Raw genomic sequence first — 14,181 nt, 5'->3', positions numbered from 1 at the left:
CGCCGCTATTCGACGGCGTTTCCGGGATGGGCGTTTCGCCCATTTTTTATTTGCATAAGCATGCACGAGGGGGTTCAGGTGTCGAGCAAGCTAGAACAGTTGCAGGCCTTGTTGGCCCCGGTGGTCGTGGCCCTTGGCTATGAATGCTGGGGTATCGAGTTTTCGGCTCAGGGCCGCCACTCAATGTTGCGCGTTTACATTGATAAAGAAGGCGGCGTGCTGGTGGACGATTGTGCCATCGTCAGCCGTCAGATCAGCGGTGTTCTCGACGTAGAAGATCCGATCGCCGTTGAGTACACCCTAGAAGTTTCCTCTCCAGGCATGGAACGCCCGCTGTTCACTCTTGAACAGTTTGCCAAGTATGTCGGTGAGCAAGTGAAGATCAAGCTGCGCTCGCCCTTCGAAGGTCGGCGTAACTTTCAGGGCCTTCTCCGCGGGGTGGAGGAGCAGGATGTCGTGGTGCAAGTGGATGACCACGAATTCTTGTTGCCGATCGATATGGTCGACAAGGCCAACATAATTCCCAGTTTTGACTGAGACGCGGATCCCGCGGATCCAATGGCTTGCGAAAGGCGAGGCGTACGATGAGCAAAGAAGTACTGCTGGTTGTTGAGTCGGTATCCAATGAAAAGGGTGTACCGGCAAGCGTGATTTTTGAAGCGCTGGAGCTGGCTTTGGCCACGGCTACCAAAAAGCGTTTTGAAGACGAAGTGGACCTGCGTGTGGAAATCAATCGCCACACCGGTTCCTACGAGACTTTCCGTCGCTGGACAGTGGTCGAAGAGGCCGATCTGGATGATCCAGCGGTTGAGACCTGGTTGAGCAAAGCTCACGAGACTCATCCCGATGCCAAAGTCGGTGATGTGATCGAAGAGAAAATCGAGTCCATCGAATTCGGCCGTATCGCTGCCCAGACCGCCAAGCAGGTCATCGTGCAGAAGGTTCGCGAAGCCGAGCGCGCACAGGTGGTTGATGCCTATCGCGAGCGCCTGGGGGAAATTATCTCCGGCACCGTGAAAAAAGTGACGCGTGACAACGTGATCGTCGACTTGGGTAACAATGCTGAAGCGTTGCTGGCCCGTGAAGACATCATCTCCCGTGAGACTTTCCGTGTCGGTGTGCGTCTGCGTGCGCTGCTCAAGGAAATCCGCACCGAGAACCGCGGCCCGCAGCTGATCCTGTCGCGTACTGCGCCGGAAATGCTGATCGAGCTGTTCCGTATCGAAGTGCCGGAAATTGCCGAAGGCCTGATCGAAGTAATGGCCGCTTCCCGTGATCCGGGTTCGCGGGCCAAGATCGCGGTCCGCTCCAAAGACAAACGCATCGACCCGCAAGGCGCGTGCATTGGTATGCGCGGTTCGCGCGTCCAGGCCGTATCCGGTGAGTTGGGCGGTGAGCGTGTGGATATCGTCCTGTGGGATGAGAACCCGGCGCAGTTCGTGATCAACGCCATGTCGCCGGCGGAAGTCGCGGCAATTATCGTTGACGAAGATGCCCATGCCATGGACATCGCCGTTGGCGCAGACAATCTGGCTCAGGCCATCGGTCGCGGTGGTCAGAACGTGCGTCTGGCTAGCCAGTTGACTGGCTGGACCCTGAACGTGATGACCGAATCGGACATCCAGGCTAAGCAGCAAGCAGAAACCGGCGACATCCTGCGCAACTTCATCGACGAGTTGGAAGTCGACGAAGACCTGGCACAGGTGCTGGTAGATGAAGGCTTCACCAGCCTGGAAGAGATTGCCTACGTACCGCTGGAAGAAATGCTCAACATCGACGGCTTTGACGAAGACACTGTCAACGAGCTTCGCGCTCGGGCCAAGGATCGTTTGTTGACTAAAGCCATCGCTACTGAGGAAAAGCTGGCAGACGCCCATCCGGCCGAAGACCTGCTCTCGCTTGAGGGTATGGACAAGGATTTGGCGATGGAACTGGCGGTGCGCGGCGTAATTACCCGCGAAGACCTGGCCGAGCAGTCTATTGACGACCTGCTCGACATCGACGGCATTGACGATGATCGTGCCGGCAAGTTGATCATGGCCGCCCGAGCCCATTGGTTCGAGTAATTAGGCGCGGCCTGAGGAGAGAAGTGCATGACGCAAGTCACGGTGAAACAACTGGCCGATGAGGTCAAAACACCGGTAGAGCGCCTGCTGCAGCAGATGCGTGAGGCAGGTCTGCCGCACACCGCCGCCGAGGAACATGTGAGCGATAGTGAGAAGCAATCGTTGCTGACTCACTTGAAAAGCAGCCACAAGGCGAAAGTGGAAGAACCACGCAAGATCACTTTGCAGCGCAAGACCACCAGCACCCTACGTGTCGCTGGCAGCAAGAGCATCAGCGTTGAAGTGCGCAAGAAGAAAGTTTTCGTGCAGCGCAGCCCGGAAGAAATCGAAGCCGAGCGTCAACGCGAACTGGAAGAGCGTCGCGCAGTAGACAATGCTGCTCGTCAGAAGGCTGAAGAAGAAGCCAAGCGTCGCGCCGAAGAAGAAGCCCGTCGCCAGCCTGCTACTGCGCAACCTGCAGTGGCAGAAGCAGTTGCGGCTCCTGCTCCTGCTCCCGTAGCTGCGGCAGCCGTGCAAGACGCACCGGCTGCGGCCCCTGCTCCGGCAGCGGATGCTCGCAAGCGCGAAGAGCCACGTCGTCCCGACAAACCTCGCAGCGACGATAGCAGTCGTCGTGGCAACAGTGACGGCGAGCGCAAAAACGCTCCGCACCGTGCTTCGGTCAAGGAAAAGGCGCCTGCGCCGCGCGTGGCTCCACGTACTACCGACGAAGAAAGCGACGGTTTCCGTCGTGGTGGTCGCGGCAAGGCCAAGCTGAAGAAGCGCAATGCTCACGGTTTCCAGAGCCCTACCGGGCCTGTCGTGCGCGAAGTGAAGATCGGCGAGACCATCACTGTGGGCGATCTCGCCCAGCAGATGTCGGTCAAGGCTGCTGAAATCATCAAGTTCATGTTCAAGCTGGGTACTCCAGCCACCATCAACCAGGTGCTGGACCAGGAAACTGCCCAGTTGGTTGCTGAAGAGCTGGGCCACAAAGTGACCCTGGTCAGCGACACGGCCCTGGAAGACTCCCTGGCCGAGTCCCTGAAGTTTGAAGGTGAAGCGGTTTCCCGTGCGCCAGTCGTGACCGTAATGGGCCACGTTGACCATGGTAAAACCTCGCTGCTGGACTACATCCGTCGTGCCAAAGTGGCCGCGGGCGAAGCCGGTGGTATTACCCAGCACATTGGTGCCTACCACGTTGAAACCGAACGCGGCATGGTCACCTTCCTTGACACCCCGGGACACGCCGCGTTTACCGCAATGCGTGCTCGTGGGGCCAAGGCGACTGACATCGTGATTCTGGTCGTGGCAGCAGATGACGGCGTAATGCCGCAGACCATCGAAGCCGTTCAGCATGCCAAGGCTGCTGGCGTACCGCTGGTTGTTGCTGTGAACAAGATCGACAAGCCAGGTGCCGACCTCGATCGCATCCGCAGTGAACTGTCGGTTCACGGCGTGACCTCCGAAGAGTGGGGCGGTGATACGCCGTTCGTGCCTGTATCCGCAAAAATGGGTACCGGTGTCGACGACCTGCTGGAAGCCGTCCTGCTGCAAGCTGAGGTTCTTGAGCTGAAAGCAACGCCTTCGGCTCCAGGTCGCGGTGTTGTGGTTGAGTCCCGTCTCGACAAGGGCCGTGGCCCAGTGGCGACCGTACTGGTTCAAGACGGTACCCTGCGTCAAGGCGACATGGTGCTGGTCGGTTCGAACTACGGCCGCGTTCGTGCCATGCTCGACGAGAACGGCAAGCCAATCAAGGAAGCCGGTCCTTCCATCCCTGTCGAGATCCTCGGCCTGGACGGTACTCCGGACGCTGGCGACGAGATGAGCGTGGTTGCCGACGAGAAGAAAGCCCGTGAAGTGGCTCTGTTCCGTCAAGGCAAGTTCCGTGAAGTCAAGCTGGCCCGTGCTCACGCCGGCAAGCTGGAAAACATCTTCGAAAACATGGGCCAGGAAGAGAAGAAGACGCTTAACATCGTCCTCAAATCTGACGTTCGTGGTTCGTTGGAAGCTCTGCAAGGCGCTCTGAATGGCCTGGGCAACGACGAAGTGCAAGTGCGCGTAGTCGGCGGCGGCGTCGGTGGTATCACGGAAAGCGACGCCAACCTGGCACTGGCTTCCAATGCTGTACTGTTCGGCTTCAACGTGCGTGCCGATGCTGGCGCACGGAAGATCGTCGAGCAGGAAGGTCTGGATATGCGTTACTACAACGTGATCTACGACATCATCGAAGACGTCAAGAAAGCCCTGACCGGTATGCTGGGCAGCGACGTTCGCGAGAACATCCTGGGCATTGCCGAAGTTCGCGACGTATTCCGTTCGCCGAAGTTTGGTGCGATCGCAGGTTGCATGGTCATCGAAGGTGTTGTTCACCGTAACCGTCCAATCCGCGTACTGCGTGAAGACATCGTTATCTTCGAAGGCGAGCTGGAATCCCTGCGCCGCTTCAAGGATGACGCTTCCGAAGTACGTGCCGGCATGGAATGCGGTATCGGCGTGAAGAGCTACAACGACGTCAAAGTCGGTGACAAGATCGAAGTCTTCGAGAAGGTTCAGGTTGCTCGCAGCCTCTAACTCGCGCACTTCAAGAGCCGCCATGGTCAGCCGCATGCAATTGCACGGCGCCACTGGCGGACTCTAAACGCAACGCCCGGTCTGGCTTCTGTCAGGCCGGGCGTTTGCCGCTTTCAGACCACACGGGTTTCACCGTGAGGCAGTAACAGGTAACAAGACATGGCAAAAGAATACAGCCGTACCCAACGTATCGGTGATCAGATGCAGCGCGAACTGGCGCAGCTGATCCGTCGTGAAGTCAAAGATCCACGCGTCGGCCTGGTGACTATCACCGCCGTGGAAGTCAGTCGCGATGTTGGTCACGCGAAGATTTTCATCACCGTGATGGGCCAGGAAAACGCTGAAGAAATCACCCAGAGCATCAAGGTGCTGAACTCGGCGGCAGGCTTCCTGCGCATGCAGTTGGCGCGTGAAATGAAGCTGCGCAGCGTGCCGCAACTGCACTTCCATTACGATGAAAGCGTGGTTCGCGGAGCGCATTTGTCGGCCCTGATCGAGCGTGCCGTGGCAGAAGACAGCCAGCACGCCGCGCCTGCCCCTGAAGACGCCAAGGAGTAAGCGGTGGCTCAGGTCAAGCGTATCCGTCGTAACGTCAGCGGCATCATCCTCCTGGACAAGCCGCTGGGTTTTACCTCCAACGCGGCTTTGCAGAAGGTCCGTTGGTTGCTCAATGCCGAGAAGGCCGGTCATACCGGCAGTCTCGACCCCCTGGCCACCGGCGTCTTGCCATTGTGCTTTGGTGAAGCCACCAAGTTCTCGCAGTATCTGCTCGATTCCGACAAGGGTTATGAAACCCTGATGCAATTGGGCAAGACCACCACCACCGCGGACGCTGAAGGCGAGGTTTTGCTGGAGCGCGAGGTGACCGTTGGTCGTACCGATATCGAAGCGGTATTGCCCGGGTTTCGTGGTCAAATCAAACAGATACCGCCGATGTACTCTGCCCTCAAGCGCGATGGCCAGCCGCTTTACAAACTGGCTCGTGCAGGGGAAGTGGTGGAGCGCGAACCGCGTTCTGTTACTATTGCGCGCTTGGAATTACTCGCCTGTGAAGGCGACACTGCCCGCCTGGCGGTGGACTGCAGCAAAGGCACCTATATCCGTACCCTGGTGGAAGATATTGGTGAAAAACTGGGTTGTGGTGCTTATGTCGCGGCACTGCGGCGGACCCAGGCCGGACCTTTCAGCCTGGCCCAGACGGTCACCCTGGAAGAGCTGGAAGCAGTGCACGCCGAAGGCGGCAACGAAGCGGTAGACCGTTTCCTGATGCCATCGGACAGTGGCCTGCTGGATTGGCCGTTGTTGCAGTTCTCGGAGCACAGTGCGTTCTATTGGCTCAATGGCCAGCCAGTACGTGCCCCCGATGCACCGAAGTTCGGCATGGTGCGGGTACAGGATCACAATGGTCGCTTCATCGGTATCGGTGAAGTGAGCGAAGACGGGCGCATCGCGCCACGTCGCTTGATTCGGTCAGAATGACCGAAACCAGCCTGTGTAACAGCAGGCTGGAGAGGGTGGCTGTTAACAGGCACGGTCACTACTCATTTTTAGATACAGGGATTTGTCCCTGGCCTGTTGAAACTGCCCTTTGGGTGGTTTCCTGAAAAAAGGATTGCCTCATGGCTCTCGACGTTCAAGAAAAAGCACAAATCGTAGCTGACTACCAGCAAGCTGTTGGTGACACTGGTTCGCCAGAAGTGCAAGTTGCACTGCTGACCCACAACATCAACAAACTGCAAGGTCACTTCAAGGCCAACGGTAAAGATCACCACTCCCGTCGTGGTCTGATCCGCATGGTAAACCAGCGTCGTAAGCTGCTGGACTACCTGAAAGGCAAGGATCTGGGTCGTTATCAGACTCTGATCGGTCGCCTGGGTCTGCGTCGCTAATCAGCGATTGCGCTAGAGGTTGGTTGTCTGCCGTGTGTCAGTGGGTTCCCGCTGGCCCATGGCAGGCCCCAGCCTCAAGTTTTATCTGGATACACGTTTTACCCTGGACAGGCGTTGGGCCGATTCCCGACATTGCCCAAGAATTTCGCAAGAACCCAGTTTCCCCAAGAGCCACAAAGAAGGTAGGACACCGTGAACCCGGTAATCAAAAAATTCCAGTTCGGTCAGTCGACCGTCACCCTCGAGACTGGCCGTATCGCCCGTCAGGCCTCCGGCGCAGTATTGGTCACCGTTGACGACGACGTCAGCGTATTGGTGACCGTGGTTGGCGCCAAGCAAGCGGATCCAGGCAAGGGCTTCTTCCCTCTGTCCGTTCACTACCAGGAAAAGACTTACGCTGCCGGTAAGATCCCTGGTGGTTTCTTCAAGCGTGAAGGCCGTCCTTCCGAGAAAGAAACCCTGACCTCGCGTCTGATCGACCGTCCAATCCGCCCTCTGTTCCCAGAAGGCTTCATGAACGAAGTGCAGGTTGTCTGCACCGTGGTTTCCACCAGCAAGAAAACCGATCCGGACATCGCTGCGATGATCGGTACCTCGGCGGCCCTGGCGATCTCCGGCATTCCTTTCGACGGCCCGATTGGCGCCGCTCGCGTGGCTTTCCACGAAAGCACCGGCTACCTGCTGAACCCGACTTACGAGCAACAGCAAGCTTCGAGCCTGGACATGGTCGTTGCCGGTACCTCTGACGCCGTGCTGATGGTTGAGTCGGAAGCCAAAGAACTGACCGAAGACCAGATGCTGGGCGCGGTACTGTTTGCTCACGACGAGTTCCAGGTTGTGATCAATGCCGTTAAAGAACTGGCTGCCGAAGCTGCCAAGCCGACCTGGAACTGGGCTCCACAGCCAGAAGCCACCGCACTGCTGGGCGCTATCCGTGCCGAGTTCGGCGAGGCGATCTCCCAGGCTTACACCATCACCGTCAAGGCTGATCGCTATGCCCGCCTGGGCGAGCTGAAAGACCAAGTGGTTGCCAAGCTGTCCGGTGAAGAAGGCCAGCCTTCCTCCAGCGAAGTCAAAGCCGCTTTCGGTGAGATCGAATACCGCACCGTTCGCGAAAACATCGTTAACGGCAAGCCACGTATCGACGGCCGTGACACCAAGACCGTACGTCCTTTGAACATCGAAGTCGGTGTTCTGCCAAAGACCCACGGTTCGGCCCTGTTCACCCGTGGCGAAACTCAGGCCCTGGTTGTTGCAACTCTGGGCACTGCCCGTGACGCGCAGCTGCTGGACACCCTGGAAGGCGAGAAAAAAGACCCGTTCATGCTGCACTACAACTTCCCTCCGTTCTCGGTGGGCGAGTGTGGTCGCATGGGTGGCGCTGGTCGTCGTGAAATCGGTCACGGCCGTCTGGCCCGTCGTTCGGTTTCGGCCATGCTGCCAGCTGCCGACGTGTTCCCGTACACCATCCGTGTTGTTTCGGAAATCACCGAGTCCAACGGTTCCAGCTCCATGGCTTCGGTCTGCGGCGCTTCCCTGGCACTGATGGACGCTGGTGTACCGATGAAGGCACCGGTCGCCGGTATCGCCATGGGTCTGGTTAAAGAAGGCGAGAAGTTCGCCGTCCTGACCGACATCCTGGGTGACGAAGACCACCTGGGCGACATGGACTTCAAGGTAGCCGGTACCGCCAAAGGTGTTACCGCGCTGCAGATGGACATCAAGATCAAGGGCATCACCGAAGAAATCATGGAGATCGCCCTGGGCCAGGCCCTGGAAGCTCGCCTGAACATCCTCGGTCAGATGAACCAGATCATCGGTCAGTCGCGTACCGAGCTGTCGGCCAACGCTCCGACCATGATCGCGATGAAGATCGACACCGACAAAATCCGTGATGTCATCGGTAAAGGCGGCGCCACCATTCGCGCGATCTGCGAAGAGACCAAGGCTTCGATCGACATCGAAGACGACGGCTCGATCAAGATCTTCGGCGAAACCAAGGAAGCTGCAGAGGCCGCGCGTCAGCGCGTCCTGGGCATCACCGCGGAAGCCGAGATCGGCAAGATCTACGTCGGTAAGGTTGAGCGCATCGTCGACTTCGGCGCTTTCGTCAACATCCTGCCGGGCAAGGACGGTCTGGTGCACATCTCGATGCTGAGCGACGCTCGCGTTGAGAAAGTCACCGACATCCTCAAAGAAGGCCAGGAAGTGGAAGTGCTGGTACTGGACGTGGACAACCGCGGTCGTATCAAGCTGTCCATCAAAGACGTGGCGGCAGCCAAGGCTTCGGGCGTTTAATCTCCCTTTAGCCTTACGCTGAACAAGCAAACGCCCCGACTGGTTCGGGGCGTTTTGCTATCTACGACAAAATACTCACTGCCAGCTCCTCATGCTTGATTGTGTTGGCTGCTGCCGCAGGCGATGGAGCAGGCGGGTCCTTGAGGCTCGTGAAGGGGACACAGGCCTTCTTGTCCAAGTGTGCCCTGTGCCTACATTTGCCGGCTCCAGGTGCCGGTGCTAGGTTTTAATCCACGCCGGTGTAGCTCAGTCGGTAGAGCAGCGCACTCGTAACGCGAAGGTCGCAGGTTCGATTCCTGTCTCCGGCACCAGTTGTACAAGGCAAAGCCCGCGTGATGCGGGCTTTGTCATATCTATCGTTGGCTTATTTCACCTTTCTACTCAGGTCATCCACGCTGCGTTTGAGTTTGTCCAGTTCGTTGTCCTGGTTGCTCACCTCACGCTTCAGATTGGACAGCTCGCTGGAGCTTGAACTGGAGCTGGAGCCGGCATTGCGCTTGAGATATTCCAACTGGCTGCCGAGCTTGTTGAGTTCATTGCCTTGACTGCTGACATCGCGTTTGAGGTTGGAAAGTTCACTAGAGCTGGAGCCCGAGCTGGATCCAGCGTTGCGTTTGAGGTCTTCCAACTGACGTTCAAGCTTGCCTAGCTCACTGGCCTGATTGCTGATGTCACGCTTGAGGTTGGTCAGTTCGCTGCTATTTGAGTTCGAGCTGCCGCTCGTGCTGCGCTTGAACTCCTCTACTTGTTTCTCCAGTTTATCAAGGCTGCTGCCCTGGTCACCCAGGGTGCGCTTGAGGCTGGTCAGTTCGCTGCTATTTGAGTTCGAGCTGCCGCTTGCACTGCGCTTGAGCTCTTCTACTTGCTTCTCCAGCTTGCCCAAGCTGTTGCCCTGATCGCTGACAGTGCGCTTTAGAGTGGAGAGTTCGTTGGCATTGCTGCTGGAGCTGGAACCGCTATTGCGCTTGAACTCGTCGAATGTTCGAGCCTGGTCACTGACGGTTCTCTGCAGTTTCTCCAGCTCGGCCTTGGTGCTTTTCAGGCTGTCCTGCAGGTTCTTCAGGTCATCGCTGCTGAAGTCCGAACTGTGCAGTGTGTAATTTCCGCGAGCGTCGCGGTGGATGGTGCCGAGTTTGTCGTAGGAAGAAGGGCTGTCGGTCTGGTACTCGATAGCGGCCCGAGCCTGTTGCGGGAGAGTCAAACTGCCGAACAACAGCGCCGCCATACTGATCGAGAACAGTGCAGGCGCAGACTTTGAACAACTGGACATCACTGAGATTCCTTGTGAAGTGCCGATGTGGCACAACGCTATGACTGCGTTCCTGAAAACTTGTTCCCGTAGGCAGGATCGTGGGCGCAAGCCTTTACGATGCGTGGGATGGCCGGTTTTTACCCAATTGATGCATTGGGTCATATAAATCGTCGCCCAAAGGTCCTATATTCGGTTTCTGTCTGAGTACCAGCATGCTGTTTTCAGATGATCCCGAATGGTTCTGAAGGCCAGATAAATCGACGATTGAAACGGTTTTTTGCGGCAGAGAGATCCCAACGATCCAGATCCATCTTCCATTCCCACGATCAGAGAGAACGAGATGATTCCTAAAGAGGCAAGAATCGACGTAGCGCTTGAAAGGTACCTGGCTGCCACGCCTTCCTTGCAAGAAGAAATCAGCGCCCTGAGCCCGGAAGAACAGAAGCAACAGGCGCAATGGGCCTTTGAGGACGAGGCGGAGTCTCGCGGCATCGAGCCGTGGGAACTGGTGCTCGATCTGGTGGCCGAGACACCGGAAGAGTTGAAGGCCATGCGCCTGGAGGTGCATCAGGAGGTTGCTGAAGCGCTGGGCATGGACCTCGAGGATTACTTGCAGCTCAACGAGATCGACAGTTGAACCCGACGCCAGCCTGAACCAGGCTGGCGTTTTTCATGGCTCAGAGGCTCAGCCGCATGGACAGGTCCAGGGCTTTCACATCCTTGGTCATGGCGCCGATGGAGATGTAGTCCACCCCGGTTTCGGCAATCGGGCGCAAGGTGCTTTCGTTGATTCCCCCGCTGGCTTCCAGCTTGGCCTTGCCGGCATTCAGGCGCACGGCCTCGCGCATGTCGTCCAGGCTCAGTTCGTCGAGCATGATGATGTCGGCACCTGCAGCCAGGGCCTCTTTCAATTCCGCAAGACTTTCCACTTCCACTTCCACCGGCTTACCCGGGGCGATCCGGTGCGCGGCGCTGATGGCCTGGGCGATTCCCCCGCAGGCGGCGATGTGGTTTTCCTTGATCAGGAACGCGTCGTACAGACCGATGCGGTGGTTATGGCAGCCACCGCAGGTGACCGCGTACTTTTGTGCCAGGCGCAGGCCAGGGAGCGTTTTGCGGGTATCCAGCAGCTTGACCTGGGTATCGCTGACAAAGTCGGCCAGATAACGCGCCCGAGTAGCCACGCCGGAGAGCATTTGCAGGAAGTTCAGCGCGCTGCGTTCGCCAGTGAGCAACGAACGGGCCGGGCCTTCGAGGTGAAACAGTGCCTGGTTGGGCACAACCTGCTCACCGTCAGCCACCTGCCAGTGCACGGCAACTCGCGGATCCAGTTGGCGGAACACCGCATCCACCCAGGCGGTACCGCTGATCACTGCGGCCTCGCGGGTAATGATGGTGGCTTTGGCCAGACGTTCGGCCGGGATCAATTGCGCAGTGATGTCGCCGCTGCCGATGTCTTCCAGCAATGCGCGGCGCACGTTGGCTTCGATTTCGGTGGTCAGGTCGGCGAGGCGTAGATTCGGCATAACGGGCTCCACAAACAAAGTGTGCCGATTATAGGGGCAGGGGATCGGCTAACCCAAGGCAGCAAATCTCGGCAGTCTTTAGCGAACCTGTCTTTCGTAGCTTTGTCCGATGAATGAGAGTGAATTTTCTTAACGAAACGAGGGTTTTTTCAGAAGAGGCGGCAGAGTCTGCTGGCGCAAGAGGGGGTTTTTACAAGATAATATGACTTGTAATTGACGTCATAGCTTTGACGTATCTTTGGCTCCCCCCTTAACTAAAGAGCAGTAGAGTGCACTTGCCTCCGCTGAGAGCCGGCTGTGAGCGTCGCCGGCTTGACTGAACCTTGAAATCGAACCGAAGAAACACCTTTTCCAGGAGGCTTGGATGCACAACGACGGGAATGTAGTGCCTTTGCACAAGGCGGCTACAGATCAGGCGACCGCGTCGCCGCTTGCCCGCCTGCCGGTGATTCTGCTTCAGGTTCGTGACAAGGCTGCCCAGCAACTGCGCCACGGCTTGCAGGAGCTGTTCGATAACGCTGACGATACCCTGTTTGAAATGGCTGACCGGGCGCAGAACAACGTCGAGCAGAACACGCTGTTTGAAGCCATGCGCGACCTGCGCCTGAAGCGCAAAAGTATCGAGCGTGGTTTTCTCGAGAAGTTTTTCGAAGCCTTTGCCGGTCTGGTCCAATACGATCCGGCCTTGGTCATTCCTCATACGGTGGCCTATGACCCATCGTTGGCCCCTACTCACGATGACCTGGAAAAGAGCGTGGCAGTGGATGCCATGGTGGCCAAGGTACTCAATCGTGATGGTTTCGCCCTGGGGCAATTGACGGCGCGTCTGGGAGTACTGCTGGGCCAGCGCCTGGCGGATTCAGGAAACCCCCTGGGACCGGCGTTGCTGTGCGAGTATTTCCTGCAGTCCGGGCGCAGCCTGGGGGTCGAGATCAAGGTCAAGCTGATCATCCTCAAGCTCTTCGAGCGTTATGTGCTCAGCGACGCGGAGCAGCTTTATGCTGAGGCCAACCAGTTGCTGATCGCCACTGGCATTCTGCCGGAGTTGATGCCCGCTCCGGCGCGACGGGCCTCGGATCGAGCCCAGGCCGACGTGCAGGGCGCGGCAGGCGAAGACGGTACCATCAAGCCCAGCCAGGGGCAGCTCGACGAGAGCGTCCAGGAGGTTTTCGCGGCGTTGCAGACGCTGCTCTTCCATGTGCGCGGCAGTGTCGCACCGACCCTGGAAGCCAGCGCTGAAACCCAACCGATCTCGACCCGCGATCTGCTGCGCCTGCTGTCGCACTTGCAGCAGTACGTGCCGGCGCCCAGCGCCCAGGAAGACTTCGACCTGCGCAACCAGTTGGAGCAGTTGCTGACCCGGGTCAGCGTCAAGAGCGGCAAGTCCCGTGTGGTGGGGGTCGCCGATGAAGACGTGATCAACCTGATCGCCATGCTCTTCGAGTGCATCCTCGATGACCGCAACCTGCCGGACTCCCTCAAGGCGTTGATCGGGCGCCTGCAGATCCCCATGCTCAAGGTGGCGGTGCTGGACAAGAGCTTCTTCAGCCGCGGCAGTCATCCGGCCCGGCGCCTGATGAATGAAATTGCTGCGGCCGCCATGGGCTGGGGTGGCTGCGATGACCATCAGCGCGACAGCCTGTACCTGCGTATCGAGCAAGTGGTGCAGCGCTTGCTGAGCGAATTCACCGACGACCCGGCGATCTTTTCCGAGCTGCTGGCGGACTTTCTCGCCTTTACCGCCGACGAGCGACGCCGGGCCGAGTTGCTGGAGCAGCGTACCCGCGACGCCGAGGAAGGCCGGGCCAAGGCGGAGATGGCCCGACGCCGGGTCGAGCAAGCGTTGAATGAGGCGCTGCTGGGCAAGGTGCTGCCGCACAAAGTAGTGGACTTTGTCCGTGACGCCTGGAGCCAGGTCCTGCTGCTCAGTTTCCTCAAGCATGGCGATGACTCCACGCAATGGCAGATTGCCGAGCAGACCCTGACCGAACTGATCTGGAGCGTGCAGCGCCACGAGCAGCCGGACACCGCGATGCGCTTGCTGGCGCTGGTGCCGGGGTTGCTCAAGGGCCTGCGTGACGGTTTGAGCAGTGCGGCTTTCGATCCCTTCGCCACCAGCGAATTTTTCAGCCAGCTTGAACTCCTGCACCTGCAGGCGTTCGAGCGCGAGGCCCAGGTCCCTCAGCCGCGAGTGGTGGCTCTGGAGGCGGAGCGCGTCGAGATGATCGTGGTGGCTCAAGAGATCCTCCTGCCCTCCGCGGAGGAGGGCCCTCTGGAGGCCGCGCCGCTGGCTTTGCCCGCCAATGACGCCAGTGTGCTGCAAGTCGACCAACTGCGACTGGGGGCCTGGGTCGAGTTCCAGGAGGACGAGGACAACACCTTGCGCTGCAAGCTGGCGGCGATTGTGTCCCATCCAGTGGCCAAGTACGTGTTCGTCAACCGCACCGGGATGAAGGTCCTGGAACGCACGCGCATGGGCTTGGCCCTGGAGTTTCACCGAGGCGCAGTGCGCGCCCTGGACGATACCTTGCTGTTCGACCGAGCCCTGGAATCGGTGATCGGCAATTTGCAGCGGCTCAATCACGGCAAGTGATCGC

The 14,181-nt window shown here is 58.5% G+C and carries 11 protein-coding genes and 1 tRNA gene; 10 read left to right on the top strand and 2 right to left on the bottom strand.

The window, feature by feature from the left end; all coding sequences use genetic code 11:
* Positions 1-78: 78 nt before the first annotated feature.
* The 8 genes from rimP to GV819_RS09175 all read left to right on the top strand — a co-directional run bounded on the left by rimP (position 79) and on the right by GV819_RS09175 (position 9,117).
* Positions 79-537, top strand: coding sequence for a ribosome maturation factor RimP (rimP, locus tag GV819_RS09210; RefSeq protein WP_161755735.1), 459 nt, complete (start codon positions 79-81; stop codon positions 535-537).
* 47 nt (positions 538-584) lie between these two features.
* Positions 585-2,066: a transcription termination factor NusA gene (gene nusA / locus GV819_RS09205; protein WP_161755733.1), complete on the top strand. Its 1,482-nt coding sequence runs from the start codon at positions 585-587 to the stop codon at positions 2,064-2,066.
* A 27-nt stretch (positions 2,067-2,093) separates the two neighbouring features.
* Positions 2,094-4,619, top strand: a complete 2,526-nt coding sequence (gene infB / locus GV819_RS09200; protein WP_161755731.1) for a translation initiation factor IF-2 — start codon at positions 2,094-2,096, stop codon at positions 4,617-4,619.
* A 159-nt stretch (positions 4,620-4,778) separates the two neighbouring features.
* Positions 4,779-5,177 carry a 30S ribosome-binding factor RbfA gene (gene rbfA, locus GV819_RS09195; RefSeq protein ID WP_161755729.1) on the top strand — a complete coding sequence of 133 codons (399 nt, stop codon included), beginning with the start codon at positions 4,779-4,781 and terminating at the stop codon, positions 5,175-5,177.
* 3 nt (positions 5,178-5,180) lie between these two features.
* The gene (gene truB, locus GV819_RS09190) at positions 5,181-6,098 is read left to right on the top strand and encodes a tRNA pseudouridine(55) synthase TruB (RefSeq protein ID WP_161755727.1); all 918 of its coding nucleotides are present in this window, start codon (positions 5,181-5,183) and stop codon (positions 6,096-6,098) included.
* Positions 6,099-6,238: 140 nt separating this feature from the next.
* Positions 6,239-6,508, top strand: a complete 270-nt coding sequence (rpsO, locus tag GV819_RS09185; RefSeq protein ID WP_003177875.1) for a 30S ribosomal protein S15 — start codon at positions 6,239-6,241, stop codon at positions 6,506-6,508.
* 192 nt (positions 6,509-6,700) lie between these two features.
* Complete coding sequence (gene pnp, locus GV819_RS09180; protein ID WP_161755725.1) at positions 6,701-8,806, top strand: polyribonucleotide nucleotidyltransferase; 2,106 nt, start codon at positions 6,701-6,703, stop codon at positions 8,804-8,806.
* Positions 8,807-9,041: 235 nt separating this feature from the next.
* Positions 9,042-9,117: transfer RNA gene (locus GV819_RS09175), tRNA-Thr, on the top strand.
* A 53-nt stretch (positions 9,118-9,170) separates the two neighbouring features.
* Here GV819_RS09175 and GV819_RS09170 read toward each other — a convergent pair.
* Positions 9,171-10,076, bottom strand: coding sequence for a hypothetical protein (locus GV819_RS09170; protein ID WP_161755723.1), 906 nt, complete (start codon positions 10,074-10,076; stop codon positions 9,171-9,173).
* 322 nt (positions 10,077-10,398) lie between these two features.
* Here GV819_RS09170 and GV819_RS09165 point away from each other — a divergent pair, with 322 nt between their 5' ends.
* Positions 10,399-10,695, top strand: a complete 297-nt coding sequence (locus tag GV819_RS09165) for a DUF6388 family protein (RefSeq protein ID WP_047283892.1) — start codon at positions 10,399-10,401, stop codon at positions 10,693-10,695.
* A gap of 40 nt (positions 10,696-10,735) precedes the next feature.
* Here the strand turns inward: GV819_RS09165 and nadC are convergent, their stop codons facing one another.
* Positions 10,736-11,584, bottom strand: coding sequence for a carboxylating nicotinate-nucleotide diphosphorylase (gene nadC / locus GV819_RS09160; RefSeq protein WP_161755721.1), 849 nt, complete (start codon positions 11,582-11,584; stop codon positions 10,736-10,738).
* A gap of 364 nt (positions 11,585-11,948) precedes the next feature.
* Between nadC and GV819_RS09155 the strand changes: the two genes are divergently transcribed.
* Complete coding sequence (locus tag GV819_RS09155; protein WP_161755719.1) at positions 11,949-14,177, top strand: DUF1631 domain-containing protein; 2,229 nt, start codon at positions 11,949-11,951, stop codon at positions 14,175-14,177.
* The last annotated feature ends 4 nt before the right edge of the window (positions 14,178-14,181 follow it).

The organism is Pseudomonas sp. Fl5BN2 (assembly GCF_009908205.1).
Lineage (GTDB): Bacteria > Pseudomonadota > Gammaproteobacteria > Pseudomonadales > Pseudomonadaceae > Aquipseudomonas.
Note: the sequence above shows the minus strand (reverse complement) of the source record. Positions and strands in the feature narration are given on the sequence as shown.

Bases quoted from the DNA above. Each gene is read 5' to 3' on its own strand.
- nusA (WP_161755733.1), top strand. From the start codon at position 585: ATGAGCAAAGAAGTACTGCTGGTTGTTGAGTCGGTATCCAATGAAAAG.
- infB (WP_161755731.1), top strand. From the start codon at position 2,094: ATGACGCAAGTCACGGTGAAACAACTGGCCGATGAGGTCAAAACACCG.
- rbfA (WP_161755729.1), top strand. From the start codon at position 4,779: ATGGCAAAAGAATACAGCCGTACCCAACGTATCGGTGATCAGATGCAG.
- rpsO (WP_003177875.1), top strand. From the start codon at position 6,239: ATGGCTCTCGACGTTCAAGAAAAAGCACAAATCGTAGCTGACTACCAG.
- GV819_RS09170 (WP_161755723.1), bottom strand. From the start codon at position 10,076: ATGTCCAGTTGTTCAAAGTCTGCGCCTGCACTGTTCTCGATCAGTATG.
- GV819_RS09165 (WP_047283892.1), top strand. From the start codon at position 10,399: ATGATTCCTAAAGAGGCAAGAATCGACGTAGCGCTTGAAAGGTACCTG.
- nadC (WP_161755721.1), bottom strand. From the start codon at position 11,584: ATGCCGAATCTACGCCTCGCCGACCTGACCACCGAAATCGAAGCCAAC.
- GV819_RS09155 (WP_161755719.1), top strand. From the start codon at position 11,949: ATGCACAACGACGGGAATGTAGTGCCTTTGCACAAGGCGGCTACAGAT.